24 protein-coding genes and 1 tRNA gene are annotated in these 24,093 nt (G+C 63.1%); 10 read left to right on the plus strand and 15 right to left on the minus strand.

Annotation, left to right across the window (positions count from 1 at the left end; translation table 11 throughout):
* The first annotated feature begins 173 nt into the window (after positions 1 to 173).
* Genes ACT7DV_RS03240 through ACT7DV_RS03250 form a run of 3 tightly spaced genes read left to right on the plus strand, consistent with a single transcriptional unit; the run spans position 174 to position 3,891 of the window.
* Positions 174 to 953 (plus strand): ABC transporter ATP-binding protein, encoded by a 780-nt coding sequence (locus ACT7DV_RS03240; protein ID WP_444660854.1) that lies wholly within the window; start codon positions 174 to 176, stop codon positions 951 to 953.
* A complete protein-coding gene (locus ACT7DV_RS03245; RefSeq protein ID WP_444660855.1) occupies positions 953 to 3,283 on the plus strand; it encodes a YhgE/Pip family protein in 2,331 nt (776 codons plus the stop codon). Before ACT7DV_RS03240 ends, ACT7DV_RS03245 begins: the two co-directional genes overlap by 1 nt.
* The gene (locus tag ACT7DV_RS03250; RefSeq protein ID WP_444660856.1) at positions 3,280 to 3,891 is read left to right on the plus strand and encodes a TetR/AcrR family transcriptional regulator; all 612 of its coding nucleotides are present in this window, start codon (positions 3,280 to 3,282) and stop codon (positions 3,889 to 3,891) included. Before ACT7DV_RS03245 ends, ACT7DV_RS03250 begins: the two co-directional genes overlap by 4 nt.
* On the opposite strand, the gene ACT7DV_RS03255 is transcribed toward ACT7DV_RS03250, so the two are convergent.
* The 4 genes from ACT7DV_RS03255 to ACT7DV_RS03270 form a co-directional block, all read right to left on the minus strand.
* Positions 3,845 to 5,449: an ABC transporter transmembrane domain-containing protein gene (locus tag ACT7DV_RS03255; RefSeq protein WP_444660857.1), complete on the minus strand. Its 1,605-nt coding sequence runs from the start codon at positions 5,447 to 5,449 to the stop codon at positions 3,845 to 3,847. The two genes, ACT7DV_RS03250 and ACT7DV_RS03255, sit on opposite strands and share 47 nt — an antisense overlap.
* 8 nt (positions 5,450 to 5,457) lie before the next feature.
* Positions 5,458 to 6,585 (minus strand): DUF1611 domain-containing protein, encoded by a 1,128-nt coding sequence (locus ACT7DV_RS03260; RefSeq protein ID WP_444660858.1) that lies wholly within the window; start codon positions 6,583 to 6,585, stop codon positions 5,458 to 5,460.
* A 228-nt stretch (positions 6,586 to 6,813) separates the two neighbouring features.
* Positions 6,814 to 7,341 carry a SixA phosphatase family protein gene (locus ACT7DV_RS03265; protein WP_444660859.1) on the minus strand — a complete coding sequence of 176 codons (528 nt, stop codon included), beginning with the start codon at positions 7,339 to 7,341 and terminating at the stop codon, positions 6,814 to 6,816.
* A 69-nt stretch (positions 7,342 to 7,410) separates the two neighbouring features.
* Positions 7,411 to 8,196 carry a winged helix-turn-helix domain-containing protein gene (locus ACT7DV_RS03270; protein WP_444660860.1) on the minus strand — a complete coding sequence of 262 codons (786 nt, stop codon included), beginning with the start codon at positions 8,194 to 8,196 and terminating at the stop codon, positions 7,411 to 7,413.
* A 616-nt stretch (positions 8,197 to 8,812) separates the two neighbouring features.
* Here ACT7DV_RS03270 and ACT7DV_RS03275 point away from each other — a divergent pair.
* Together ACT7DV_RS03275 and ACT7DV_RS03280 are read left to right on the plus strand one after the other, a co-directional pair.
* Positions 8,813 to 9,553, plus strand: coding sequence for a response regulator transcription factor (locus ACT7DV_RS03275; RefSeq protein WP_022875560.1), 741 nt, complete (start codon positions 8,813 to 8,815; stop codon positions 9,551 to 9,553).
* Positions 9,550 to 11,067 carry a sensor histidine kinase gene (locus ACT7DV_RS03280; RefSeq protein WP_444660861.1) on the plus strand — a complete coding sequence of 506 codons (1,518 nt, stop codon included), beginning with the start codon at positions 9,550 to 9,552 and terminating at the stop codon, positions 11,065 to 11,067. The genes ACT7DV_RS03275 and ACT7DV_RS03280 overlap by 4 nt, the downstream gene beginning before the upstream one ends.
* A gap of 31 nt (positions 11,068 to 11,098) precedes the next feature.
* On the opposite strand, the gene upp is transcribed toward ACT7DV_RS03280, so the two are convergent.
* A complete protein-coding gene (gene upp / locus ACT7DV_RS03285) occupies positions 11,099 to 11,746 on the minus strand; it encodes a uracil phosphoribosyltransferase (protein ID WP_060700568.1) in 648 nt (215 codons plus the stop codon).
* A gap of 147 nt (positions 11,747 to 11,893) precedes the next feature.
* Here upp and tadA point away from each other — a divergent pair, with 147 nt between their 5' ends.
* The 3 genes from tadA (at position 11,894) to ACT7DV_RS03300 (ending at position 12,887) form a co-directional block, all read left to right on the plus strand.
* Positions 11,894 to 12,370: a tRNA adenosine(34) deaminase TadA gene (gene tadA, locus ACT7DV_RS03290; RefSeq protein WP_444660862.1), complete on the plus strand. Its 477-nt coding sequence runs from the start codon at positions 11,894 to 11,896 to the stop codon at positions 12,368 to 12,370.
* Between the two features lie 94 nt (positions 12,371 to 12,464).
* A tRNA-Ser gene (locus ACT7DV_RS03295) sits at positions 12,465 to 12,552 on the plus strand.
* Positions 12,553 to 12,677: 125 nt separating this feature from the next.
* The gene (locus tag ACT7DV_RS03300) at positions 12,678 to 12,887 is read left to right on the plus strand and encodes a hypothetical protein (RefSeq protein WP_444660863.1); all 210 of its coding nucleotides are present in this window, start codon (positions 12,678 to 12,680) and stop codon (positions 12,885 to 12,887) included.
* A gap of 119 nt (positions 12,888 to 13,006) precedes the next feature.
* On the opposite strand, the gene ACT7DV_RS03305 is transcribed toward ACT7DV_RS03300, so the two are convergent.
* The 9 genes from ACT7DV_RS03305 to modA all read right to left on the minus strand — a co-directional run bounded on the left by ACT7DV_RS03305 (position 13,007) and on the right by modA (position 20,871).
* Positions 13,007 to 14,209: a glycerophosphodiester phosphodiesterase family protein gene (locus ACT7DV_RS03305; protein WP_444660864.1), complete on the minus strand. Its 1,203-nt coding sequence runs from the start codon at positions 14,207 to 14,209 to the stop codon at positions 13,007 to 13,009.
* Between the two features lie 97 nt (positions 14,210 to 14,306).
* On the minus strand, positions 14,307 to 14,849 hold the full coding sequence (locus ACT7DV_RS03310; RefSeq protein ID WP_444660865.1) for a YaeQ family protein: 543 nt from the start codon (positions 14,847 to 14,849) through the stop codon (positions 14,307 to 14,309).
* 58 nt (positions 14,850 to 14,907) lie between these two features.
* The gene (locus ACT7DV_RS03315; protein WP_444660866.1) at positions 14,908 to 16,362 is read right to left on the minus strand and encodes an HNH endonuclease; all 1,455 of its coding nucleotides are present in this window, start codon (positions 16,360 to 16,362) and stop codon (positions 14,908 to 14,910) included.
* A gap of 94 nt (positions 16,363 to 16,456) precedes the next feature.
* A complete protein-coding gene (locus tag ACT7DV_RS03320) occupies positions 16,457 to 16,729 on the minus strand; it encodes a DUF6457 domain-containing protein (RefSeq protein WP_444660867.1) in 273 nt (90 codons plus the stop codon).
* Position 16,730: 1 nt separating this feature from the next.
* Positions 16,731 to 17,312 carry a molybdenum cofactor guanylyltransferase gene (gene mobA, locus ACT7DV_RS03325; protein ID WP_444660868.1) on the minus strand — a complete coding sequence of 194 codons (582 nt, stop codon included), beginning with the start codon at positions 17,310 to 17,312 and terminating at the stop codon, positions 16,731 to 16,733.
* Positions 17,309 to 18,556, minus strand: a complete 1,248-nt coding sequence (locus tag ACT7DV_RS03330; protein WP_444660869.1) for a molybdopterin molybdotransferase MoeA — start codon at positions 18,554 to 18,556, stop codon at positions 17,309 to 17,311. Before ACT7DV_RS03330 ends, mobA begins: the two co-directional genes overlap by 4 nt.
* On the minus strand, positions 18,553 to 19,305 hold the full coding sequence (locus ACT7DV_RS03335) for an ATP-binding cassette domain-containing protein (protein ID WP_444664771.1): 753 nt from the start codon (positions 19,303 to 19,305) through the stop codon (positions 18,553 to 18,555). Before ACT7DV_RS03335 ends, ACT7DV_RS03330 begins: the two co-directional genes overlap by 4 nt.
* Complete coding sequence (locus ACT7DV_RS03340; RefSeq protein ID WP_444660870.1) at positions 19,302 to 20,108, minus strand: ABC transporter permease; 807 nt, start codon at positions 20,106 to 20,108, stop codon at positions 19,302 to 19,304. Before ACT7DV_RS03340 ends, ACT7DV_RS03335 begins: the two co-directional genes overlap by 4 nt.
* Positions 20,101 to 20,871 (minus strand): molybdate ABC transporter substrate-binding protein, encoded by a 771-nt coding sequence (gene modA / locus ACT7DV_RS03345; RefSeq protein WP_444660871.1) that lies wholly within the window; start codon positions 20,869 to 20,871, stop codon positions 20,101 to 20,103. Before modA ends, ACT7DV_RS03340 begins: the two co-directional genes overlap by 8 nt.
* A 132-nt stretch (positions 20,872 to 21,003) precedes the next feature.
* On the opposite strand from modA, the gene moaA reads away from it, so the two are divergent.
* On the plus strand, positions 21,004 to 22,044 hold the full coding sequence (gene moaA, locus ACT7DV_RS03350; RefSeq protein WP_444660872.1) for a GTP 3',8-cyclase MoaA: 1,041 nt from the start codon (positions 21,004 to 21,006) through the stop codon (positions 22,042 to 22,044).
* On the opposite strand, the gene ACT7DV_RS03355 is transcribed toward moaA, so the two are convergent.
* Positions 22,041 to 22,586, minus strand: a complete 546-nt coding sequence (locus tag ACT7DV_RS03355; RefSeq protein ID WP_444660873.1) for a DinB family protein — start codon at positions 22,584 to 22,586, stop codon at positions 22,041 to 22,043. The two genes, moaA and ACT7DV_RS03355, sit on opposite strands and share 4 nt — an antisense overlap.
* A 104-nt stretch (positions 22,587 to 22,690) precedes the next feature.
* On the opposite strand from ACT7DV_RS03355, the gene ACT7DV_RS03360 reads away from it, so the two are divergent.
* Complete coding sequence (locus ACT7DV_RS03360; protein WP_444660874.1) at positions 22,691 to 23,647, plus strand: helix-turn-helix transcriptional regulator; 957 nt, start codon at positions 22,691 to 22,693, stop codon at positions 23,645 to 23,647.
* Positions 23,648 to 24,093: the final 446 nt, after the last annotated feature.

The raw sequence follows: 24,093 nt of genomic DNA on the forward strand, positions 1-24,093 counted from the left end.
GTGTCCAGGCCTGAAGGTAATCAAAGTCCGGTGAACGACTCATGAATTTCACCCGGTCTTTGCGAGGCCTATCCAAGAACCATCCAAAAGCATCAAGCGGTTTACGTCCAGAGGTGATTAAAGGAATATTCGCACTAATTGAACTGACCGGTCAGTTCAATTAGTCTATAACTGTGCTTATCGCAGATTCAGTCACCGTCAACGGACGCCACGACCAGCTGGTTCCGCCTACCTCGCTGCAGGTCATGCCCGGCGAGGTCCACCTCGTGGTTGCCGACCCGCAAATTTCGCGCACCGCACTGGCCCTCGCGCTCAGCGGACGGATGAAGCCCACCACCGGCGCGGTGTCCTGGGGCCACGCCGACTCGCTGAAAACCCTGCGCCAGCACACCGCCCTGCTCGATTCCCCCGAGGTCAACGAGCCCGAATCCCATATGAAGGTCCGCGATGTCATCGTCGAGGATCTCGCCTTGATCCCCGGCCCGATCTGGCGCAAGCCGCGGCCCAAGAAGTGGATGGAACAGCACGGATTCAGTGATGTCGCCACGCAATGGGCCGATGCCATCGACCCGGTCCGGCGCCTTGAATTGCTGTTGCTGCTGGCCGCCGAGAATCCGAAAATCCAATCGCTGGTCCTTGACTCCCCTGACCGCCACGACATGCATGACGAGATGTGGCTGGGCCTGCTGCTGGACTTTGCCGAATCGCACCGCGAATTCGCGGTGGTCGCCATCGTCGCCAATGTCCCCTACGACTGGGATGGGCCGGTCAGCCACCTGGGCTCCAGCTGGCAAGAACCCCTTGAAATTTCCGGGCCGGAAACCGGCCTGCTCGATACGGCACTGCTGATCGACGAGGCGCCGGAGGAAGAAGAGCCGGCAGCCGAAGAATTTGTGCAGGAAGAACTGGATCTGGATCTTCCCGAACCAGCCAGCGAAGCGAAGGACAACTAATGACGACGTTGCAGCTCGCGCTCTCCGAACTCAAGCGCATGACCCGCGGCACCCTGCCAAAGCTGGCGCTGATCGCCCTGACCTGCGTGCCGCTGCTCTACGGAGCGCTCTACCTCTATGCCAACTGGAACCCGCAGGGAAACCTCGACAAGGTCACCGCGGCCGTGGTCAACCTCGATGACGGAGCCAAAAAGGACGGCGAGTTCACCCGCGTCGGCGATGACGTGGTGGAGAACCTCGAAGAGGACGGCACCTTCAGCTGGGCCCACCTCGACACCCGGAAAGAAGCCGAAGACGCGGTAGCCAGCGGCGAATACGCGTTCGCCCTGGTGCTGCCCGATGACTTCTCGGCAGCACTGGTCTCCCCCGGCGACTTCAAGGATGCCGACCAGGCCGACCTTGAGCTGTTGACCAACGATGCGAACAACTTCATGGTCTCCAATTTTGCGCGCACCCTCGCCGGCGAGGTGCGCACCTCGGTCTCCGAAGAGGTCGGCACGGAAACCGCCTCGGCAATGATCGCCGGCTTTGTGGACATCCACAGCTCCATGGGCGATGCCGCCGACGGCGCGAAGAAGCTCTACGACGGAACCCTGAGCCTCGGCGACGGCGTGCTCACCCTGGCCGATGGCACCACCAAGCTGGTCGACGGCAGCAGCGAGCTCTCCGAGGGCAGCGTGAAGCTCAAGGACGGCACCTCCCAGCTCTCGGGAGGACTGCAGGATTTACTGGCAGGACAGAAAAAGCTGAGCGATGGGGCCAGCGATTTGGCCGACGGCACTGGCGAATTGGCCAACGGCGCGGACAAGCTCAGCAAGGGGCTGCAGACCATGCAGGCCAAGACCAAGACCCTCCCTGACTCGGTCAGCCAGCTCAACGACGGCACACAGAGCGCCAAGCGCGCTGCCGATCAGCTGGCCACCGGCTCGCGCCAGGTCGCCGACGGCAACCAGCAGCTGGCCACCACCGCCGATGAGGCGATCTCGGTGATCAACCAGCTGCAGGCCGACACCGACAAGCGGCTGGAAAACGTCAAAACCGATGCCCAGGCACAGCTGGATCAACTGGTCGCCGAGGGCACGCTGAGCGCCGAACAGGCCAAGACCATCAAGTCCACGATCAGCCAGAGCGTCGAGGAATCCACCTTGCCCAACGCCCTGGATTCCAAGGTGGATCAGGTGAACAGCGGCTTGTCGTCAATGCAGTCGAAATTGCACACGCTTGCCGATGGCTCCGAAAAGGTCGCCGACGGCAACCAGCAGCTGGCCACTGGCCTGGGCACCCTGGCCGAGGGCACCAAGAAGCTGGACGCCGCAGTGCCAAGCCTGGTGGATGGCATTTCCAGTGCCGCCGATGGATCGTCCGCACTGGCCACCGGCTCCCACAGCGCCAACGACGGAGCCAAGAAACTGGCCGCCGGGGAAAAATCGGCGCTGGCCGGAACCTCCCAGGCTGCCAACGGCGCCGCAGCCCTCGATGAAGGCGCCGGAACCCTGGTGCAGGGAACCGATGCGCTGCACGGCGGACTGGTCAAGCTCTCCGACGGCGTCGGCGACCTGTCCAAGGGCGCCGGGCAGCTCGAAGACGGATCCTCGCAGCTCTCCAGCGGCCTGGATGACGGGGTCAAGCAGGTCCCGAACCCGGATCAGAAGACCAGCGACCAGCTGGCCGACGTCATCGGCTCCCCGGTGGCGCTGGATAACGTCAAGCAGGCCGAAGCCCAGTCCTATGGCGCCGGCTTGGCCCCCTTCTTCATGACCCTGGCCACCTACATCGGCGTTTTGGTCCTCACCCAGGTCATGCGCCCGATCACCAAGCGCGCGCTGCTCTCCAATGGAAGCAACTGGAAGATCTCCATCGGCGGGTGGCTGCCCTTCGCCGCCATCGCGGTGGTGCAAACCAGCCTGCTCTACGCGGCCGTGCACTTCGGCCTGGGCCTGACCACCGCCCACCCATGGATGGCCTGGCTCCTGCTGGTCTGCGCCGCCCTGTGCTTCAGCGCCCTGATCCAGGGGTTCTTCGCCCTGCTGGGCACCGCAGGAAAGTTCCTGGTGCTGGTGCTCATGGTCCTGCAGCTGATCACCGCCGGCGGCACCTTCCCCTGGGAGACCCTGCCGGAGCCGTTGCAGTTCCTGCACCAGATCCTGCCGATGGGCAACGTGGTGATCGGCATGCGCCATTTGGTGTACGGGGCCGATCTGAGCGTGCTTTCCACCGTGCTCGGCTCGCTGCTGATCTACACCGCCCTGGGCTTGCTGCTGAGCATGCTCGCGGTGCGGAAGAACAAGACCTGGACCCTGAAGGTCCTGCAACCGGAGCTCAAGGAATGACCACGCCAGCCAGCCAACGCCAACGGGTGCGCGCCACCGATTCCAAAGAACGGATTTTCGAGGCCGCCATGACCTTGCTGGGCACCCGAGCACCGGAGGCCGTCTCGGTGGACCAGATCGCCGCCGCAGCCGGGGTGTCCAAGGGCACCGTCTACTACAACTTCGGGTCCAAGGACGAGCTGATCAGCCAGATCCTCGACTTCGGCGCGCAGAAGCTGATGGACGAGCTTTCCCGCGCAGCCGCCGGGCCGCAGCCCTACCTGGCGCTGAAGCACATGGTGGAATTCGCCATGGACTTCGTGGCCAGCTACCCGGCCTTTGTCCAGCTGTGGATGCAGGAGCAATTGCGCGCCGATGACAATAGCGACTTCAGCACCACGACGCTGCACCGCCAGGTCACCGATGTGCTGCTCCAGGTCCTGGAACGCCTGGTCCGGCTCGACGAGGCTGAAAAATTCCCGGTGGCCACCACCATCTTTGGCGCCGCCCTGTTCACCGCCCGGATGCGGGCCACCGGCCGCGCGGAATTGGCGCGCGATCAGGTCATCAGCGCCGTGATGCTCACGGTTGACGGGCTGCTGGCCACCCGTCCGCACGCCACGAGCTAGTCGGTTCAATCCCCGGCAGCTGCCCGGAGTAGATCACCACGCCCGGGTAGCGCTCCAGCCACTCCAGCAGCTGGGCATAGCCCCGTGCCGGCAGCCGGGTGGCCAGCTCATCGAGCACCAGCACCGGCGGTTCGCGCAGCAGGGCGCGGGCCACCAGCAGCGCCGCCTGCTGGCCGCGTCCCAACGGTTCCCCGCCTCGGCGCAGCCTGGTCTCCTCCGCCTGCGGCAGCGCTGCCAGATCCAGCCCGCACTGCGCGGCCAGCGCCAGCGCCTTGCCCATCGAGGCTCCGGGGTGACGGTAGCGCAGGGCCCGCCCCAGTCTGCCGCGTTCTGGCACCATCGATTCCAGCGCCGCGCCCACCAGCTTGCGCCGGGAGGCCTCAGGCAGGTCCTCGCTGCGCCCCTCGGCGATCCACACACCGGCTTCGCTCTGGCCGCACTGGCCATAGCGCCCGGTGGCGATCGCCGCCAACAGCCTGGAGCACTGCTCCTGGGTCCCCAGCACTTCAACGCGTTCGCCCGGCTGGGCGCGCAGCACCGGGAAGCGGTCCGGATCCTGCGCCGGCGGATGGATCCGCACCGCCGAAGGCTGGCCCAGCAGCTCCCTGGCGTCCCGGGTACTGGCCTGCCGCGCGTCGCTGACTCTCCATTGCTCTTCCTGGGCCAGCAGCGGGGCCAGGATCCGGCGCCCGGCCTTGTAGTTCTGCCGGTATTCCACAGCCTTGCCCCATTCGCCCAGGCTCCCGGCGCAAATCCCCATCAGCGTCAGCGCCGTAGCCACTGCGGAGCCAGGCAAGCCAGCCGACGCGCAGATGCCCACCACCAGAGCTGTGCCCAGCAGCGGCACGGCCAATGCCGAGCCGCGCAGGGCGGCGGCATAGCGGGCCCGCTGCACCGACGCGTCGATCACCTTCTGCGCCGAGCCCTGCACCCGCGCCACTTCACGGTCGATCCCTCCCCCGGCGGCGATCGCGGTTCGCGCGGCCACGGTGTCGGAGATCCGGGCAGCCAAATTCCCCCGATGCCGGCGCAGGCTCCTCGCGCTGGCAAAAGTCCCGCCGGCCAGCCCCGCCAAAAGCGCTGCCTCGAGCAATAGCGTCAGCCCCAGGCTCGCGGCCAGCAAGGGATGCAAGAGCCATAACCCGGCACCGCTGACCAGCAGCAACGGCAGCCCCGCCACCAGCGGCACCAGGCCCTGCACAATCCAGTTGCGGATCGAGGACAGGTCATTGGTGGAGCGGGCGATGGTGATCCCGGCCGAAGGCCCGCGCGCGCTGCGCAGCGCATGGGCGATCAGCCCGCGCCGCAATTGCGCCACATAGTGCTGCCCGAGTTTCTCGGCGAGCACCCGTTCCAGGTACTTCACCGCAAAAAACCCGATCACCAGCCCAATCACGGCGCACAGCGCAGCGGTGGCATAACCAGCGGAAAGCTGCCCGATCAACCAGCCAATGGCGATCGAAAGCAGGCCGGCAAGAATGCCCAGGCCCAAGAGCCCTGCCAGCAGCCTGCGCCGCCCTGGCGCAACCAGCCGGGGCAAGTGGTTCCCGGTTGCCAATGGCTGCACTACTTGGCACGCAGCAGGCTGGTGGCTACCTCGGCCTGGCACAGCTCAAAGGTGCCGATCACCGGGGTGGACAGCCGGCTCTGGGCTTCCTGCGCGGCCAGCGGCGAAGCGGTCACCACCCCGCTGACCGCAGCCAGATCCAGCCCGGCTTCCAGCAAAATGCGCTCCCCGGCCTGCGCCCCGAGCGCGTCCTGGGCGCTGAACAGCACCCGGTCCACATGTTCGGCAAACATCGGGTCGGCCAGCAATCGGGAAGTTTCCCCCTGGAACAGCCCGTCGGCGATCTCGATGATCACCGCATCGGCTCCGCCGGCGCACTGCTCCCGGATCATCGCCACGAGCAGCGAGCGCAGCGTCTCATAGTCCAGCCGGTAGGTGGTCGGGTAGCCGAAGTCGGTGAAGTCGCACACGCTGAACGCTCCGGCATCGATGAACAGGTTGGGGTCATTGCCGGCCCCGGTGCCGGTCGCCTTGCCCGCGGCCACGCTCATCCCAGCGTTGACCAGCCCATTGACCAGGCAGCCCAGGGTGGTGGACTTCCCGGAGTTCATCGAGGTGCCCAGCACCGCGATGACCGGCGGGCGCACCGCGCCGGTGTCCGCTGTGCGGGGCGAATCGTTGTTGATGTCCAGCGGCGCGAAGTCCAGGAGGTTCACCACCTTGCCATGGCGCACCAGCAGCCCCACCGGCTCCAGCTGCGTGGCCTGGTCGATGGATGCATGCTGCTCGATCACTTCGCTGGCCACGCCGCCTCCGGCCACCAGCTGGCAGGGCCCCAGATCCTGGGGAACGTGCGCCAGGAACTGGTCCGGCGCATAGCGGTGGCCGTAGGCCACCATGATTTCCTGGCCAGCAAATATCAGCTGGCGGCGCGAGGCCGGGGACTGCAAATGCTTATGCTTGCCCAGCTCGGTCACCGTCGCGATCACCACGTCGCCGGGTACTGGAACCATCTGCGCCCGGCGCACGATCTGGAAGTCCTGCGGATTGCGCTGCAGTTCCGCGGCGACGAAGCGGGTGGTGTAGGCGGCCCGGATGGCCCGGGCACGTGCAGCGTCGATGCGCTGCTGCACGTCTCGGCGTGCGGCGGTGCTCTGAACTGGAAGTGTTTCTGCGATGACGGCCATGGTCCCATTCCTCTTTCACGCAAGGCCCGGTGCACCTGATGGTGTTCCGGTGCTGGCTGCGGTGCCAACAGTCCTCAGTGAATAGAGCAATGGTTAAGAGAAGATGAACGAGGCCTGAGGCCTTCCGGTGCAATCGATGAGAGGGTTTTCATCTGCCTCTCATAACCGCAGATCATCCATATAACGCGGGTTGACTAGTAGATAAGAAAAAACTTGGTGAGAGTTTTCTCATTCGGGTCGCGGCGCAAGGAAATGCGTGACGCGGGCATCGCGAACATCCAGATGCGAGAACGGGTGGCTGGTTTCCAGCACCGCGGTCCCGAGCGTTGGATAGTTCATCGCCAGCTCGTACACGGCTTCTTCATCGGAGTCGACCGAGGCCAGCCGCAGGGCCAGTTCCTGGAGCACCGGCTGGTGCCCGATCACCAGCAGGTTGCTCACCGTATCAGGCACCTCGTTGATGATGGAGCACAGCTGCGCGACGCCCGCGCCATAGATTCGCGAGTCCAGGTAGGGCGTTGGCCCTTTTTCGCCCAGTTCCGAGAGCACCCACGCGCAGGTGGAGCGGGCCCGCAACGCGTCCGAGCACAGGATGTAGTCGGGAACAAGATCCTGTTCCACCAGCCAGGCGCCGGCCGATGGGGCCTCGCGGTGCCCTCGGGCAGCCAGCGGCCGATCGTGATCCGCGACGCCCAGCGGGTAGTCGGCCTTGGCGTGGCGCATCAAGATGAGCTTGCGCGAATGCATGGTGTTCATCTTCCCAGCTTAAGACAGCAGTGGCGGGCAAACCGAATATGGTTTGCCCGCCACTGCCAGGTGATGAATCTAGATCGAGTATTCAGGAGCTGCCCAGACGACAACTTCCGGGTGCTCGTAGAAGCGGTAGCCCTGGCCGCGCACGGTTCGCACGGTGTTGGCCAGGCGGCCCAGCTTGGAGCGCAGGCGGCGGATGTGCACGTCGATGGTGCGCTCATTGGGCACCTCTTCGGCATTGCGCCACAGGTTTTCCAGCAGCTCTTCGCGTCCGACGGTGCGGGTGCCGTTCTCCACGAGGAAGTTCAGCAGCTCGAATTCCTTGAAGGTCAGGTTCAGGGTCTCGCCGTCCAGGTAAACCTCGCGGCGGGACAGGTCGATCAGCACACCCGATGGGCGCGGGGTACTTGGACGGGCTTCGGTCCGTGGACGGCGCGAGACGGTTGGGTCTCCCAGCGCCTGGCGGACAACATCAATAGGCTCGCCCTGGGCGCTGGTTGGCGCCAAGGCTACCGCCGCGTGGGTCTGCGCCTGCGGCGAGAGGGTAGCCAGGAATGCGCGAACCTGGGTAGCCAGCTTGCCCAGCGAGGTGCCCTGCGCCTGGGCAGCGGTTTCATCCAGGCCTACATACAGCACGAAGCCGCGGGCTGAAGTGTCAGCGCCTGCCTGGCCCACTGGCTGTACCGGGGTGCTGGTCGGCTGATGCGCGGCTTCACGAGTTTCCTGGACGTTGGAAACAGCGCGCAGTGGGCGATAGCCCGCTGGTGCATAGTTGCCAGCTGCCTGGCGCTGTGCAGCAGCTGCGCGGTTCTGCGCGTTGCGAATTGAAACGTGGACGTATCCGGATCCAGCCGACATGATGATTTCCTCTTTTAGTGCGAAGGCCAAGTGGCTTGGCGCTCGTGCTTCGGGTTTTGCTTGCGCTGTTCGCGGCCTTCGTCCACGTCCAGCAGTTGGGTTTCCCGTCAACGACCAGCAAAATCTCGATTATGAAAGGCTCATAATTCTGTTTTTGCGCCGTTGACGCCGAGCATTCGATTGCAACATGCATCGGCAAACCTCGGCCGCCCGCCGGGATGCTTTTTGCTGTTCTGCGCCGTACTCACACATCTAGTTTCCTCGTAACATTGTCAACTTGCAAGTAACAAACCAGGTGGCCGTCCATATAGTGAGATGAAAATGCCCAAAGGTGATGCACGACACTTTAGGCATATCTAGGAAAACTAAGCGCTTAACTACTCAATATGCTCAAGCTTTCCGAGCAGATCATGCATACCGACCAGTCCATTCATTCCCCTGAATATCCATTCACCCCATAGCGTTGTCCACACTCCAATCATTCGCCGAACGCAAGCCTTGACCAAATTAAGCACTATCGTTCAGCAAAATTCCTGCATAAACTCGATATGCAGTCATAGCTCGCGCACAGCAAAATCATATTCTTACCCCAAGGCAATAGGAGAGGCTGTTAAACATGAATGAATCCCGGTTTTCACCTTCGCAGTTGCCCCGCCTCACCCATCCCGATGGCACCCCCATCAAAGTCCTCGTCGTTGACGACGAACCCTCGCTGGCCGAACTGGTAGCCATGGGAACTCGCATGCTCGGATGGGAAGCCACCATGGCTCACGACGGCCCGGAAGCTGTAGCCACCGCGCGCTCGCTGGCACCGGACGTCCTCGTTTTGGACTGGATGCTGCCAGGCTTTGATGGCCCAGAGGTGCTGCGCAAGGTCCGCACGCATTTCCCCGAGATCCCGGTCCTCTTCCTCACCGCCAAGGATGCGGTGGAAGATCGCATCGAAGGGCTCGGCGCCGGGGCCGACGACTACGTGGCCAAGCCATTCAGCCTCGAAGAAGTCCTGATCCGCTTGCACCGCCTGGTTGAGCGCTCCGGGGCTGCCGCCGCGGATACCGCCGAACTGGTAGTAGGCGATCTGGTGCTGAATATGGATTCGCATGATGTCTCCCGGGCAGGCCGCGATATCTCGCTGACCGCCACCGAATTCGACCTGCTCAGCTACCTGATGAGCAACGCCCGGCGCGTGGTGTCCAAATCGCAGATCCTCGATAACGTCTGGCACTACGACTTCGACGGCCAGGCGAATATCGTCGAACTCTACATTTCCTATTTGCGCAAGAAGATCGACGTTGATGCAGAGCCAATGATCCATACCGTGCGTGGCGTCGGCTACGTGCTCAAGCCGGCGGCATGAGCTTTTTCTCCCCCAGCACTAAGGTCAGTTCACCGCATTCCTTGCAGCGCAAGCTCCTGCTCATCCTGTTGACCTCGCTCACCGCGGTCTCCGTGCTCCTCGGTGTGCTGTACAACGCCGGCATGCGCCAGACCCTGATGGACCAGCTAAATAGCCAACTGCGGCTGACCACCGAGCGCGCGCTGAATTATTCTCAAGGTGCTCCCGCGGTGAACTCCCGCTTGGATGCCCCAGGTCAGGCTGCCGGCACCCTGACCGCGCGCTTTGTCGACAAATATGTCTTCAACGGCGGTGTGCTCGATGAGCGCACCGGCGAGCGGCAGCAGCTGAGCCAAGAAGATGCCATCCCGATGGTGGACCTTGAACTCAGCGACCTGCATCCCGATAAGGATAATTTCAATCCGGTACGGGCCCATCTAACAGTGGGCGACTACTATCTGGTCGCAGTCAAGGACTCGGGCTCCAACGGGATCCTGATCGTCGGCTTGCCGCTGCATGGCACAGACCTGGCCCTGCGCGGCATGGCCTGGCTGACCCTGTTTATCGCCCTGATCCTGATTGCCGGCGCGGGATTGGCCGGCTCGTGGCTGATTTCCCGCTCGCTGGCCTCGCTCAAGCGCGTGGCCTCCGTGGCCGCGTCCGTGGCTGCCGAGGACCTGGATTCGGGCAAGGTGGCACTGACCCAGCGGGTCCCTTCCGCGGATGCGATCCCGGGAACCGAGGTCGGCAATGTAGGCAACGCGCTGAACGCCATGATCAGCAACGTCTCCACGGCGCTGACCGCCCGCGAAAAGTCGCAGGCCCAGATGCGCCAATTTGTCGCCGATGCCTCGCATGAATTGCGCACCCCGTTGTCCTCAATTCGCGGCTACACCGAACTGCTCTCCGCTACCGAGCATTTTTCCCCCGACGGCCAGCGCTCGATCGACCGGGTCTTGCAGCAAAGCAGCCGGATGGGGTCGCTGGTGGAGAATCTTTTGCTGTTGGCACGACTGGACGAAGAAAATTCGTTCAAGCGCAGCAGGCTTGATTTGGGCATGCTCACCGCCGACATCACCGAGGACTTCAAGCTGACCGCCAGCGACCATCACTGGGATTTCGAGTGCTGCGCCGAGCAGACCATGGTTTTCGGCGACTCAGCCTCGCTGCGCCGGGTGATCACCAACCTGCTGGCCAACGCGCGCAAGCACACTTCTGCTGGCAATACGGTCACCGTGACGGTGGACCAGGATGACGAGACCGATGAGGCGGTGCTTGAGGTGCACGACACCGGCGAAGGCATTGCCCCAGAGTTCCTGCCGAAGGTTTTCGAGCGCTTCACCCGCGCGGACAAGGCCCGCTCCGGTTCCGATGGAACAACGGGGCTGGGACTGCCGATCGCCAAGAGCATCGTCGAAGCGCACGGTGGCAGCATTTCCGTGAGCTCCGAGCCCGGCAATACCGTCTTCGAGGTTCGCCTGCCGCTAGCCGGCGAGGAAACGGAGCCGAAACCGCCAGAGGCCGCGGTCAAGTAACCGCGGCCTCTGGGCTATTGCCTGGTGCTTGCTAGGCGATAGGCGGGGTGACACCGTACAGGCGGTCACCGGCATCGCCCAAGCCTGGAATGATGTAGGACTTCTCGTTCAGCTTCTCATCCAGCGAAGCGAGCACTACGTGCACGCGGTTGTCGTCGCCGTGGATTTCTTCCAGACGGGCGACGCCTTCAGGGGCCGCGATCAGGCAGATGCAGGTTACGGACTCGGCGCCGCGATCGAAAATGAACTTGATCGCCTCGGCCAGGGTGCCGCCGGTAGCCAGCATCGGGTCCAGCACGAAGACCTGGCGGCCGGTCAGGTCGTTAGGCACGCGATCGGCGTAGGTGATGATGTCCAGGGTTTCCTCATTGCGGGCCATGCCCAGGAAGCCGACCTCTGCGGTGGGGACCAGGCGCGTCATGCCTTCGAGCATGCCCAGTCCGGCACGCAGGATGGGGACAACCAGCGGGGTTGGCTTGGCAATGGCAGTGCCGATGGTGGTGGCGACCGGGGTCTGGACCTGGACGCTTTCGGTTTTCACCTCGCGGGTGGCCTCATAAGCCAGCAGTGTGACCAGTTCATCGGTCAGCTGGCGGAAGATCGAAGACGGGGTGTTCTTATCTCGAAGAACCGATACCTTGTGTGCCACCAGCGGGTGGTCGACTACCTGTACGCGCATAAGTAGAAATCTATCAGCACACCGGCGGGCGAATCGAGGAAAGCGCCCGAAATTCCGCTGTCCAACGAGTTTGGTGTGCCCAAGGAAACAGGAATTGAGCACCACGGCCAGCCCTGGACTCCCGAAAGCACGTAGAGTAAAAGAACTATGGTGCACGAATACGATGCCTGGATGGACCTCGCTTTGGATGAGGCGCGCGCGGCGCTTGACACCGACGACGTGCCGATCGGCGCGGTGGTCATCTCCCCCGAGGGCCGCGTGCTGGCCACCGGGCGCAATGAGCGCGAAGCGATCAAAGACCCCACCGCCCATGCCGAAGTGGTCGCCATTCGCAATGCGGTGCGGGCTTTGGAAGAACGCGGCCAAGACGACGGTTGGCGCCTGGCCGACTGCACATTGGTGGTCACATTGGAGCCCTGTGCCATGTGCGCCGGCGCAATCGTCCTGTCTCGCATCCCCAAACTTGTTTTTGGTGCCTGGGATGAAAAGGCCGGAGCCTGCGGATCGGTGTTCGATATCGTGCGCGAACCGCGCTTGAACCACTGGGTCGAAGTCTATTCGAGGGTCAAAGAGCAGGAATGCGCTGATCTCTTGCGCGAATTTTTCAAGGCAAAACGCTGCTAATCGCCCCCATTTGTGTGTTTCGAACCACTTCAGTGCGATTATCCCGCTCTCGTTTTTGTATTCACCTTTGGTTCGGTATAGAGTTATCTGGTCTGGTGACGTGTCCGAGCGGCCGAAGGTGCAACACTCGAAATGTTGTGTACGGTAACCCCGTACCGTGGGTTCAAATCCCACCGTCACCGCGTAGAATAGCCCCGGGATCCTTGAGATCCCGGGGTTTTTCAATTCCCCAACTCGGCTTCCTGCCTGCTTTGACGTGCCCGCAGTCCCCCTTGATAAACACCCGGCACAGGGCGATACTTTGCTCATGGATATCGATATTGAGGTAAGGGTCGTGGACGGAGGGGACATCTGGGCGTCCACTGTTCCCGAAGTTCCCAGCGCCCCGTTGGAGATCCAAGGCTTTGCGGAAGCCCCGGATATCGAGCGAGCCAAGACGGCGGAGATCACTGGCACGGACCCTGAATCCGTGTTCATCGCAAACCTTTTCGACTCAGGCGACGGCGACGGGGATTAGCCCGCTGCGGCTGCTTGCGCAGCACCAAGGCCGCTCGCCAACCCGGCTGCCACCAAATAGGAATCCCGGGAACCAATCGGATCCCCGGGATTCAACTTGGCCCTGAACCTGCTGAATGCTTAGTTCGCGAAAAGGTCTGTGAGCTTGCCCTTGGCATTCCACAGCGCCAGCGAGTCGCCGTCGTTGTTCAGCACGCCAGCTCCGTCAACGTAGAACGCTTCATCGCTGTTGGTGCCTGGTCCGGAGTACACACGCAGCTTCGCACCCGGTGCCAGCTCGTAGCCTTCGCCGATCTGCAGCTTGTTATTGGCCGCATCGCGAATCAGGTAGCCGCTGACGTCAATGGTGCGCCGACTGGTGTTCTCCACAATGACGTGTTCACCGTTTTCCGGGGTGACGTCGCTGCCAGGCACATCGTTGACGGCATCCGATATCAGCACGCCGTTGTTTGCGGGGAAGACCTTCTGCCCTTCGAGGTGTCGATCAATCTGCTGCGGGAAGTCCCCGGTGATGCGCTCGACGCCCAGGGCCAGAGCTTCGTCGGCCGCTTCAGGAGCGTTGACCGTGTAAACGCCAAGCCCCAGGCCGGCATCCTTCACGCGTTGCGCCCCGGCCGCGTCAAGAGTGCGGTAGCTGGTGCCGAAAGCATCAGCATAGGTTGCGTAGTGCTCCAGTTCCTGAGCCGAGGGAACGGTACCGGTCAGCTGCTGCAATGGCACCTCAGGGGCCAACTGGGCGAAACGTTCGTTGGAGGCCGCATCAAAACCAAGAACTTCAATCTTTCCGGACTCCAGCAAGGACTTCCACTGGCCGTTCTTAGCCAGAGCGTCAGCAACCACCTGTTCGACTCCAGGAGATTTCGCTGGGTCCTTGATCTCGATGAACACGCCGGTCTCGCCAGCCAATGCGCCGGGAACATCATCGAAGTGCGGAATCTTGGCGCCGGAAAACTTGGCTGAGAAGTACGAGCCTGCATCCAGCTGCTGCAATTCATCCCAGGTGAACGAAGTAATCGGATCGTTGGCACGTTCTGGGAACACGTCTTCAACATTTGTGGTTCGGGCCGGAGTTCCGTCATGGAAGATGAACGGGACGCCGTCTTTGGAAAGCTGGACGTCGATTTCGATGAATTCGGCACCCGACTGGCTTCCGGCCTTGATGGCTTCCAAGGTGTTCTCCGGCGCCACACCTGCAGCGCCACGGTGCCCAATGACCAAAGGGCCGGAATCCGATGACTCAATCTCCGTTGCTGCTGCCGGTGCGCTAACTCCGGCAACCAGGCAGAGAGCTGCTGCTCCGAGGGTGATGTTGCGCAGTTTCATGGTGGATTTCCTTTGGTGTTGTTGATGAACACCAGCCATGCTTCCGCGCGCGCATGACCTCCACCTCAAGGTCAGTTGAAGCAGAGATTAATGTTTACTACTCAATAACGTGTTCGCTGAATTGCGTCTCCAAATTTGTTCCATTCAGCTCAAGATAGATCTGGCCTTCGGTCACCGAAACGGACATTGTGTTTCTGCGGGTTAGGCAGCGCACCGCCTCATCAATGAAAACGGAATCAAAAGATCGAAAGCGAATATCTTCAGCTTGGTGGATGGTTTTGCCCCGCCATGCCGAAAGCAGCTTGGCAGGATCCCGGTGAGTGTAGATAGCCGCGCGGTCTGCTCGTTTGCTGCCAAGGTGAAGCCTCTGTGCGTCCGGCGCACCTACTTCAATCCATGCCGTGATCAACCCAGTCAGATCCTTGACCAGGATCGCTGGCTCTTCGCCCGTGGATACGCCACCGGCCGAGAAGGTGATCCCTTCTTCGTATTCCAAGCAGTAAGCCAGAACGCGCGTGATCATGTAGGCATCGGTTTCCGAAGGATGCTGCGCCACGCGCAGAGACAGATCCTCGTAAACCCCGCGATCTACATCAGCAAGTTGAACTTCAAAAGTGTGCATAGTCGCGCCGATAGCCATAGTTCTCGAGTTTACAGCGCGTGCGGCACCGCGAAGTGACACCCTCCGCTTTACGGAATCAGGATGCTTCAGGGAAGATTCGAATGATGCGAACGTTCCGAGGGGTTTCCGGGATCCTCGTTTGCTTTTGGATCTGCTTGGTCAGCAATTCATCCATTCTCGCCAATCCAATTATTGGAGGAGGCGAAGAATCATAGGTGACTTCTCCGGGAGGATGAATTCTGATCTTGTGCGGATTTTCCTGAATGACTTCTTCAGTCCAGCCAGGCGCTTCCTTAGCCAAATTGCAGAAAGCGCACTTCATGCATCCATTGATGCTACAGGTTTTTCCGCCCTTGCTGTGCTGATGCACATGATCTGCGTGGCGGGGTTTGTTATTGCAATAAGGCGTGCGGCAGTAAGGGTCCCTCAGTTGCAATAGCTTGCGCAATGAGCCTTTGAAAAGCCGATCCTTGGAATCCATAGCCACCAAATCCTGGCCGCCGGGCAGTGTATAGAGCCGTCGGATCATCGGGTAAGTCCTGATCCTGCGGCGCAATTGATCAAGCTCTTCAACCGGAGAGCAGTCGTCAACCTCTCCGTAGGCTTCAAACAGCCGGCGGGCATATTCCGCTGGCACGGAGCCGTAGCCCTGAATGGAGGCCGGTTCTTTTCCGTCCATCAGCAGAGCCATATCCGTCATCACGAGATTCACGTGCAGCTTGATTGGAAGTGGCTTGTCTGCTGGATGGCCCGTCAGCCGTGAAACCACGAGATCGGCCTTGATTTGGGAGATGGGACGCTGGTCTCCAGCCTTCTTCAGTTGCTGTGCCTCGTGCTCCAGCGATGCCTCCACAGCGATACCCACTTCAATGGGAAGGCTGGCGCTCAACCGGACACAGTCTTTGCCCCTGAAGAAGGATGCGCCACGATGCCCTGCTTTGCTTTCGATGTCTTGGTCGCGGCTTTCACCGTGCACTTCATCAACAGCTTTTTGTGCAATGTCGCGAGCTTCCTTGTCCGATGCCGTGTCAAACATGGTCGGGGCGCTGGCAATGAAGTTATCAAATTCCCGTCGCTCCGACCGGCTCATATCTTCTAGCGGAGCAAGGATGGCCATGATCAATTTCTCGCTGAAGTCGCCATGCTGAAAACGGGAAAAAAGATATGGCATGTCGGCTATCAAGAATCGCATGCGGCGCACGTAGGCGATTGAAGCGTTCTGCGAACGCCTGCGGGCCATGGCTACATGGTGGGCCGTCCCGCGCTGCTTGGCCGTCACCGGCCCGCCAATGGTTCCGCCCTGTGTGGCATCCAAATGCGAAGTCAAGAGGGCCTGAACCGAAGCAAGGAACGCATTCTGAGATTCAATTTTCTGAAGCGCAATGATGCTTGAAGTCGGATCATCATCCGCGAGTGCGGCGCTGATAAAAGACTGATCGCTCTCGGAAAGACATGGAGTATCAGCGAAGGTGGTTCCGATTGGAAGCACATCTTCGAAGTTACTACCGAATACCCCATTGTCTTCGAACATACATCCAGTATACGCCGAATAACCCCGGGACAATAGGGTTTGTCCACAACGAAAAATCGAAATCGGACGTGGGAAATTCGAAAACTCGTGTGTATTAGGCTTCGCTGTCCGGATGGTCGTCTGACCATTGATGGGCGCGGGAGACCAGCTGCTGCGCGAGACCGGGGAGATCGCCCTTTGCACTGCCCAAAGCGACGCCGAGCAGGAACGTGCTCAAGGGTGCCGCCGGGCGGGCGACTTCGTGGGCCACGTGCTTGGCGACGTCCAAGACCGTGGCGATGTCGATCTCGGTCGCGTCCAGGCCCAGCTCCCGGGTCGCCGCTTCAAGCCATTCGTTCAGTGCCTCGGGAGGCAAATGCACAGCCATGTCAGTTCCTTTCGTCGCGGCGGGCGCGTTCTAGCGCCTGCAGGGTATCGATGTCGTTGGTGGTCTCATCATCCACCGGCAGGTCGGCTAAATCCAGTTGGCCCAGCGCGGCGCGCACCGGGGCATTGACCAGCCGATCGCCAAGTTCGGAGCAGACGCGGGCAACGGAGGCCGTGCGATAGAAGCCGGCGAGCCATTGCGTATAGCCGTGGGCATCGCGCAGCACCAATCCGTCGGAGGCCCGGTGATCGAGGTGGTCGCGCAGGACTTGGACGACCGCTTCGGGATGCTCCAGATCGCAGGCCAGGACCAGGCACCAGGGGCTTTGCACCGCCCCGATCCCGGCGGCGATGCCTGCCAGCGGACCGGCAAAGGGCGGATTCTCGCGCAGCACCGTATCGGCCAGGGCTCCGCTGGCCTTTTCGCCGGCCACGACCACGCGGACAGCACCTGCGTCGCGGGCGGCATGGATGACGCGGTCGACCAGGCGCTGCCCGTGCAGCAGCAGTTCCGGCTTGTTCACCCCGCCCAGCCGGGTGCCGCGTCCGCCGGCGAGGATGAGCGCATCGAAGTCGGTGCTCACGGAATCATCCTCAGAACCTCGACTTGATCGCCGGGGTTGATCTCGGTGATTCCGGCGGGCACCAGTGCGTAGCCTTCAGCCGCCCCAAAGCCGCCGACCGAGTGGGAAATGCTGCTGGCTTGAACCGCCGGGGCGCAACGCAGCGTCGGCCCGTGCTGGAAAACTACGGGGATGACCTGCATGCGCCCGGCCGCGGCTTTCCACCCCACGGCGGCCACCGCCCGCAGGGTGGGGCGCAGCACGTCGCGGTGGCCCTGCATGGCGCGCAGGCATGGGCGCACGAACAATTCGAAGCTGACCGCTGCGCTGACCGGGTTGCCGGGCAGCGCGAAGACCATCGCGCCGGATTCCAATCGTCCGGCGCATTGCGGCTGCCCCGGCCGGATCTTCACCCGGGCCGCCTGGACCCCCGGTTCGGCCTCCAGCACCTGGCGCATCACGTCATAGGCGCCGGGGCCAACGCCTCCGGTGCTCAGCACGGCATCATGGGTGGCACCGAGGATATCGAGCTGTTCGCGGACCGCGCAGATGTCGTCCACGCAGTGCACCACCGTGGCTGCCTGGATGCCTGCTTCGGCCAGCAGGCCGGCCATGAGCAGCGAATTGGTTTCCGGGATCTGCCCGCGCGCAAGATCTTCACCGGGGGCACGCAATTCCGCCCCGGTGACCAGCACGGCCACCCTGGGCGCGGTGCGCACTACGAGCGTGCTGGCGCCGGCGGCGGCCAGGGCCGAAAGCCTGGCTGCGCTCAGCGTCTCGCCGGCGTAGGCCATCAGGTCCCCTGCGTCCTTGTCCTCGCCGCTTCGCCGGATGTCCTTGCCCCGCGGCACCTGCACGTTGACCTGCACGGTGTCCACATCCCAGCCGTCAATGGCTGCCGAGGTATCCTCGATGCGCGCCACGGCATCGGCATCCGAGGGAATCGGGGCACCGGTCATGATCTTCACGCACTGGCCCGGTTCGAGCTTCGGGTCCCAGCCGCTGCCGGCCGGAACTTCGCCGATCACCTCCAAGGCAATCGGCGCTGCCTCGGTATCGACCGAGCGCACCGCATAGCCGTCCATGGCGGAGTTGTCCCACAGCGGCAGCGGGTGCGCGGAGGCGACATCTTCAGCGAGCACCGCGCCGTGCAGGGCGGCAAAGCCGCCAGAGACCTCGATGCCCTGCGGGGCCAGCGGCACAATCTGCGCAAGCAGCCGCGCACGATGGGTTTCGAGGTCTACGGGTTCATTGCCGGTGCTCATGGTTGTCCCTCCTGGATGCTTCGTGGATGACGGGCGGGCAGCGTGGCCACCACTGCGCGCACAAAGCGGTTGGCCGGGTCGGCGAAGACCTGCTCGACGGTGCCCCGCTGGATCACCTGTCCCCGCTCCAGCACCAGCAGGTCATCGGCGAGGGCCAGGGCGTCGGTGGCCGAATGCGAGATGACGATGGCGCTGGTCGCGGTGCGCTCCAGCTCCTCGCGCACCAGCGCGCGCATGTCCATGGCCGCTTCGACATCCAGCGAGGCGAAGGGCTCGTCGATCAGCAGCAGCTTGGGCCGGGCGGCCAGGGCGCGGGCCAGGGCGATGCGCTGGCGCTGCCCGCCGGACAGCGCCGCCGGACGCTGTCCGGCCAGCTCCTCCAGCCCCAGCCGCGCGAGCCATTCGCGGGCGGTGGCCAGCGCCGCGGCTTTGCCCGCCCCCGAGGCGTGCGCCCCGAAGGCAATGTTCTTGGCCGCGTCCAGATGCGGGAAAAGGTGCGATTCCTGCCCCAGCAGCCCCACCCCGCGCAGGTGCGGGGCCAGATGACGGCGACCATCGGCCAGGATGGCGCCATCGAGTTCGATCCGCCCGCCAGCGATTTTCTGGGTTCCGGCAATGGCGTTGACGATGGTGGACTTGCCGGCGCCGCTGGGCCCCATGATGGCCAGCGTGCTGCCGGAGCGCACCTCGAATTCCACGTTGACCTCGAAGCCGGTGCGCTCCACCCGCAGGTCGGCGAGCAGCCTCATTTGATGGCCCCCGGGCGCCAGGCGCGCACGCACAACAGCACCAGCACCGCGGTGGCCAGCAGCAGCAGGGACAGCGCCACGGCGGTATCCCGGCCCGCGCCGGCGCCATTGAACGCGGTGTAGATCGCCAGCGGCATGGTCTGGGTGACCCCCGGCGCGTTGCCGGCAAAGAGCGCGGTGGCCCCGAATTCGCCGATCGCCCTGGCGAAGCACAGGATCACCCCGGCCACCAGCCCCGGCGCGGCCAGCGGCAGGGTGATGCGGGTGAGCACCATCCAGCGACCGGCGCCAAGGGTGGCGGCGGCCTGCTCGTAGCCGGTGCCGGCCGCGCGCAGCGAGCCCTCCACCGAGAGCACCAGGAAGGGCAGGGCCACAAAGCCTTGCGCGATCACCACGGCGGCGGTGGAAAAGGGCAGGGTGATCCCCCACAGCGAATCGATCAGCTGGCCGATCGGGCTGGTGCGCCCGAAGAGGAAGAGCAGCGCCACCCCGCCGACCATCGGCGGCAGCACCAGCGGCACGGCAATCAGCGCCCGCAGCAATTGCGCGATCTTCGGTCCGCTGCGGGCGATCACCAGGGCCAGCGGCACCCCGAGCAGCACGCATAGCGCAGTGGCCGCCACCCCGGTGCGCACCGAAAGCCACAGGGCTGCCACGGCCTGTTCGCTGGTGGCATCGGCCAGCAGGGTGGACCAGCTGGCGCGGCCCAGCAACGCCAGCAGCGGCAGGATCAGCAAGGCCAGGCCCAGCACCGCCGGGGCGAAGGTGAAGGCCGGGACGCGCAGCCCGGTATCGCTAGCCATTGCCCTGCGCAGCCCCGCTGCCAAAACCGTACTCGGCAAGGATCTCTTGGCCGCGCTCGCCGATCACGAAGTCCAGGAATTCCTGGGCGGCCGGGTTCTCGTCCAGGGTGGCGATCGGGTAGCTGTTGGCCACCTCGTCGGCCCCCTCGGGCACGATGGCGGCCAGATCCGGTTCGTCCTGCACGTCGCTGGCGTAGACCAGCCCGGCATCGGCTTCCCCGGCGGCCACCTTCTGCACCACCGCGGTGACATTCTGCTCTTCGCTCACCGGCTTCAGGTCCACTCCGGCATTCTCCAGCAGCTGCCGCGAGGCATTGCCGCAGGGCACCTGCGCTGCGCACAGCACCGTGCTGGCCCCGGCCAGGTCGGATAGCGAGCTGATGTTGGCGGGGTTGGCCTTGGGCACCGCGATCACCAGGGTATTGCTGGCAAAAATCACCGGTTCGTGGCCGAACCCTGCCTCGGTCACCTCGGCCATGGTGCGTTCATCGGCGGAGGCAAAAACGTCCACGTCGGCGCCTTCCACGATCTGGGTGGCCAAGGTGGAGGAGCCGTCATAGTTGATGCCGGCGATCTGAACCTCGGGGTGCTCGGCCTGGAATTCCTTGGCGATCTGGTCGAACGCCTCATGCAGCGAAGCCGCGGCGGAAACCGTAATGACCTGCTGGCCAGCGGGCTTGTCGCTGGTGCACGAAGTCAGCGCAAGGGTGGCAGCGGTGCCTGCCAGCAGGATTCGGGCAGCCAGCGGCCAGGTTACGCGCATGAGTTCTCCAGTACTTGGGCTTTGTGCCCATGCTACAACCGGGCAGCGGGCAAGCGCGGTATTTTACGTGCTGATTTGCTGTTTTACCCGCCCATCTTCCGCCTCCTGCCTGCGCCAGTTACGCTGGTAGCTATGACAGTTCTACCGGCCGGGGATATCGCCGACGCCCGCGGGCGGCCCTTGCATGATTTGCGGATCTCGGTGACCGACCGCTGCAATTTCCGCTGCGTCTACTGCATGCCCAAGGAGATTTTCGGCCGCGACTTCGCCTTCCGCGAGCGTTCGGAGCTGCTGAGTTTCGAGGAGATCGAACGGCTCGCCCGCATCAGCGTCTCGCTCGGCGTGACCAAGCTGCGGCTGACCGGTGGCGAGCCCCTGCTGCGCCGGGGCATTACCGAACTGGTCTCGATGCTCGCACAGTTGCGCACCCCCCAGGGCGCGCCGGTGGATCTGGCGATGACCACCAATGGCTCGGCCCTGCCCAAGATGGCGCAGTCGCTGAAGGACGCCGGGCTGAACCGCGTGACCATCTCGCTGGATTCGCTCGATGATGCCAAGTTCAAGGCCATCAACGACGTGAACTTCCCGGTCGCCCGCGTGCTGGAGGCCATCGAGGTGGCCCGCGAGGTCGGCCTGGGTCCGGTGAAGATCAATACCGTTCTCAAGCGTGGGGTCAATGACGATGAAATCCTGGAACTGGCCCAGCATTTCCGCGGCACCGGGGCGATCCTGCGCTTCATCGAGTACATGGATGTGGGCACCACCAACGGCTGGAAGCTGGACGAGGTCTTGCCCTCGGCCGAGGTGGTCTCGATGATCAACGAGCGCTGGGCGCTTGAGCCGGCGGCCAAAACCGAGCCGGGCGAAACCGCCAACCGCTGGCGCTACGCCGATGGGGCCGGGGAAATCGGCGTGATCTCCAGCGTCACCAATGCCTTCTGCGGCAATTGCTCGCGCTCGCGGGTTTCGGCGGAGGGGCGGCTCTACACCTGCCTGTTCGCCGGCTCCGGCTATGACCTGCGCAAGCTGATGCGCGATGGGATCAGCGACGAGGATTTGGCCAAGGCGCTGACCGGCCACTGGCGCAAGCGCGATGACAATTATTCCGAGCTGCGCGCCGCGCTGACTCCGGGAAACCGCAAGCGCATCGAGATGTCCTACATCGGGGGCTAGCCCATGCTTTTCTGCCCATCCAGGGATTCGCGGATGATGTCCGCATGCCCTGAGTGCTGGGTGGTCTCGGCGATGATGTGCATCAGGGTGCGGCGCACCGACCAGTGGGTGTCGACAAACCACGGAGCCGAGGGCAATTCGTGCACGGCATCCAGATCCACTTCGGCCAGCAGCGCGTCGGTGCGCTCGGCAATCAGCGCATAGTTTTCCAGCAGCTTTTCCAAGCTGTCCCCGTCCTGCATGCGGAATTCGTTGAGGAAGGCCTCGATCGCCTCGGGTGGCATCTGGCCGAAATCCGCTCCGTCCCAGGCCATGGCGGCCCGGCCCTTCACCATGAATTCCTGCCACTGCTTTTCCACGGCGCTCACATGCTTGATCAACCCGCCGAGGGTCAATTCGCTGACTGTGGTGCGCTGCGCAGCCTGCTCGTCGTTCAGGCCCTGTACGGTGAAACGCAGGAAATGCCGCGCGTTGGCCAGCGCTTGGAACAAATCGGCACGTTCGCCGCTCAGCGTGGTGTTGGTGATGGCCATGGTGCTCATGATTGCCTCCTGGCATAAGCTGCAGCCGGTATTTCCAGCTGGCAATAACCAGAGTAGAAGTGAAAAGTGCCAGTTTCTGTCCTAAATCAAGGCAGACTTGTTGCATGAGTACCAGCACCAGATTCTTGCGGCTGCTCTCGCTCTTGCAGACCCATCGGTATTGGTCCGGGGACGAACTGGCCGACCGCCTGGACGTCAGCTTGCGCACCGTGCGCCGGGACATCGAGCGGCTGCGCGATCTCGGTTATCCGGTGCAGGCTGATCGCGGCGTAGGCGGAGGCTATCAGCTGGCGTCCGGCACCGCGCTGCCTCCCTTGGTGCTCGACGACGAGGAAGCCGTGGCGCTGGTGGCCGCATTGCAGTCCACGGTGCACGGCGGATCCTCCGCGCTGGCCGAGGCGGCACTGCGGGCGATGGGCAAGGTTCTGCCCGTGCTTCCAGCCAGGTTAAGGAAGCGGGCGCAGGCGCTGACCGCGAGCACCGTCCCGCTCAATTCCCGGTCCTCGGCTGTGGATCCCGTGGACCCTGCAGTGCTGGTGGCTTTTGCCCAGGCCTGCCGCGACCACGAGCGAATCGCCTTCGACTACAAGGATGCCAAGGGAACCAAGAGCTCGCGCCGCGTAGAGCCGGTCCAGCTGGTGAATGTGGGCAACCGCTATTACCTGGTGGCTTTCGATCTGGACCGCGATGATTGGCGCAGCTTCCGCGTGGACCGCGCGCAGAACGCCTCGCCCAGGGCGTTGCGCTTCATCCCCCGGCCGGTGCCTGGTGGCGATGCGGCGGGGTTTGTCCGCGCAGGATTGCGTGGCAGCGGGCAGCCAGGAGTGAGCGCGCGAGTTTACGCCAATGCCGAAAAGCTGGAGCCGCTCATTGGCCGCTGGTTCGAGATCCAGCAGATCGATGGGGACAGTTGCCTGGTGCGCACCGAAAATATGGATCTTCGCTGGGCCGCGTTCGGACTGGCCATGAGCGAGGCAAAGGTCAGCGAGGTGCACCCAACGGAACTGCGAGCGCTTCTGGATTCCTGGATTTCGAACCTCTCAGATGTGTACGGTGGATAATGAAACGCGAAGCGGGTAGTCGAGCCCGTCGCGCACCCACTAAGTTCTTGACTCCCATGGTCATGACTCGAATTATCGAAACCTTCGGCAGTCTGGGGATGATCATCGCCATCCGTATTCTTCAGCAGTCGATTGCTCGGAATCTCAGAAGGCGGCTGCACTGGAATTTCAAGTTCGCTAGCAGACCCTCAGCGAAGGCCTTCTGGCTGCGGGATGCGCATGGTGGCGTCCGACCTCGGTTGCCGAAATCATCACCGCTACGCAGGTATCACGCTTCAAACTGGTGTTGCTCATTTCTTGTCGGCCCGGCTCTATGCGACAGTATTGAGGCCCAAGGCGGTCAAAACCTGCAAGAGGCGTGCCAACGTTGAAGCAGGAAAACAAGTGCCTCTCGAAAGCTGATGCAAGTTGACTCCGGCCGTGGCCACAACTTGCTGGACTCTACA

The sequence above is a fragment of the Glutamicibacter sp. TV12E genome, assembly GCF_052441935.1.
Classification (GTDB): domain Bacteria; phylum Actinomycetota; class Actinomycetes; order Actinomycetales; family Micrococcaceae; genus Glutamicibacter.

Coding starts and splice junctions, on each gene's coding strand:
- ACT7DV_RS03245 (WP_444660855.1), top strand. CDS start 953: ATGACGACGTTGCAGCTCGCGCTCTCCGAACTCAAGCGCATGACCCGC.
- ACT7DV_RS03250 (WP_444660856.1), top strand. CDS start 3,280: ATGACCACGCCAGCCAGCCAACGCCAACGGGTGCGCGCCACCGATTCC.
- ACT7DV_RS03260 (WP_444660858.1), bottom strand. CDS start 6,585: ATGGCCGTCATCGCAGAAACACTTCCAGTTCAGAGCACCGCCGCACGC.
- ACT7DV_RS03265 (WP_444660859.1), bottom strand. CDS start 7,341: ATGAACACCATGCATTCGCGCAAGCTCATCTTGATGCGCCACGCCAAG.
- ACT7DV_RS03270 (WP_444660860.1), bottom strand. CDS start 8,196: ATGTCGGCTGGATCCGGATACGTCCACGTTTCAATTCGCAACGCGCAG.
- ACT7DV_RS03275 (WP_022875560.1), top strand. CDS start 8,813: ATGAATGAATCCCGGTTTTCACCTTCGCAGTTGCCCCGCCTCACCCAT.
- ACT7DV_RS03280 (WP_444660861.1), top strand. CDS start 9,550: ATGAGCTTTTTCTCCCCCAGCACTAAGGTCAGTTCACCGCATTCCTTG.
- upp (WP_060700568.1), bottom strand. CDS start 11,746: ATGCGCGTACAGGTAGTCGACCACCCGCTGGTGGCACACAAGGTATCG.
- tadA (WP_444660862.1), top strand. CDS start 11,894: ATGGTGCACGAATACGATGCCTGGATGGACCTCGCTTTGGATGAGGCG.
- ACT7DV_RS03300 (WP_444660863.1), top strand. CDS start 12,678: ATGGATATCGATATTGAGGTAAGGGTCGTGGACGGAGGGGACATCTGG.
- ACT7DV_RS03305 (WP_444660864.1), bottom strand. CDS start 14,209: ATGAAACTGCGCAACATCACCCTCGGAGCAGCAGCTCTCTGCCTGGTT.
- ACT7DV_RS03310 (WP_444660865.1), bottom strand. CDS start 14,849: ATGGCTATCGGCGCGACTATGCACACTTTTGAAGTTCAACTTGCTGAT.
- ACT7DV_RS03315 (WP_444660866.1), bottom strand. CDS start 16,362: ATGTTCGAAGACAATGGGGTATTCGGTAGTAACTTCGAAGATGTGCTT.
- ACT7DV_RS03320 (WP_444660867.1), bottom strand. CDS start 16,729: ATGGCTGTGCATTTGCCTCCCGAGGCACTGAACGAATGGCTTGAAGCG.
- ACT7DV_RS03330 (WP_444660869.1), bottom strand. CDS start 18,556: ATGAGCACCGGCAATGAACCCGTAGACCTCGAAACCCATCGTGCGCGG.
- ACT7DV_RS03335 (WP_444664771.1), bottom strand. CDS start 19,305: ATGAGGCTGCTCGCCGACCTGCGGGTGGAGCGCACCGGCTTCGAGGTC.
- ACT7DV_RS03340 (WP_444660870.1), bottom strand. CDS start 20,108: ATGGCTAGCGATACCGGGCTGCGCGTCCCGGCCTTCACCTTCGCCCCG.
- modA (WP_444660871.1), bottom strand. CDS start 20,871: ATGCGCGTAACCTGGCCGCTGGCTGCCCGAATCCTGCTGGCAGGCACC.
- moaA (WP_444660872.1), top strand. CDS start 21,004: ATGACAGTTCTACCGGCCGGGGATATCGCCGACGCCCGCGGGCGGCCC.
- ACT7DV_RS03355 (WP_444660873.1), bottom strand. CDS start 22,586: ATGAGCACCATGGCCATCACCAACACCACGCTGAGCGGCGAACGTGCC.
- ACT7DV_RS03360 (WP_444660874.1), top strand. CDS start 22,691: ATGAGTACCAGCACCAGATTCTTGCGGCTGCTCTCGCTCTTGCAGACC.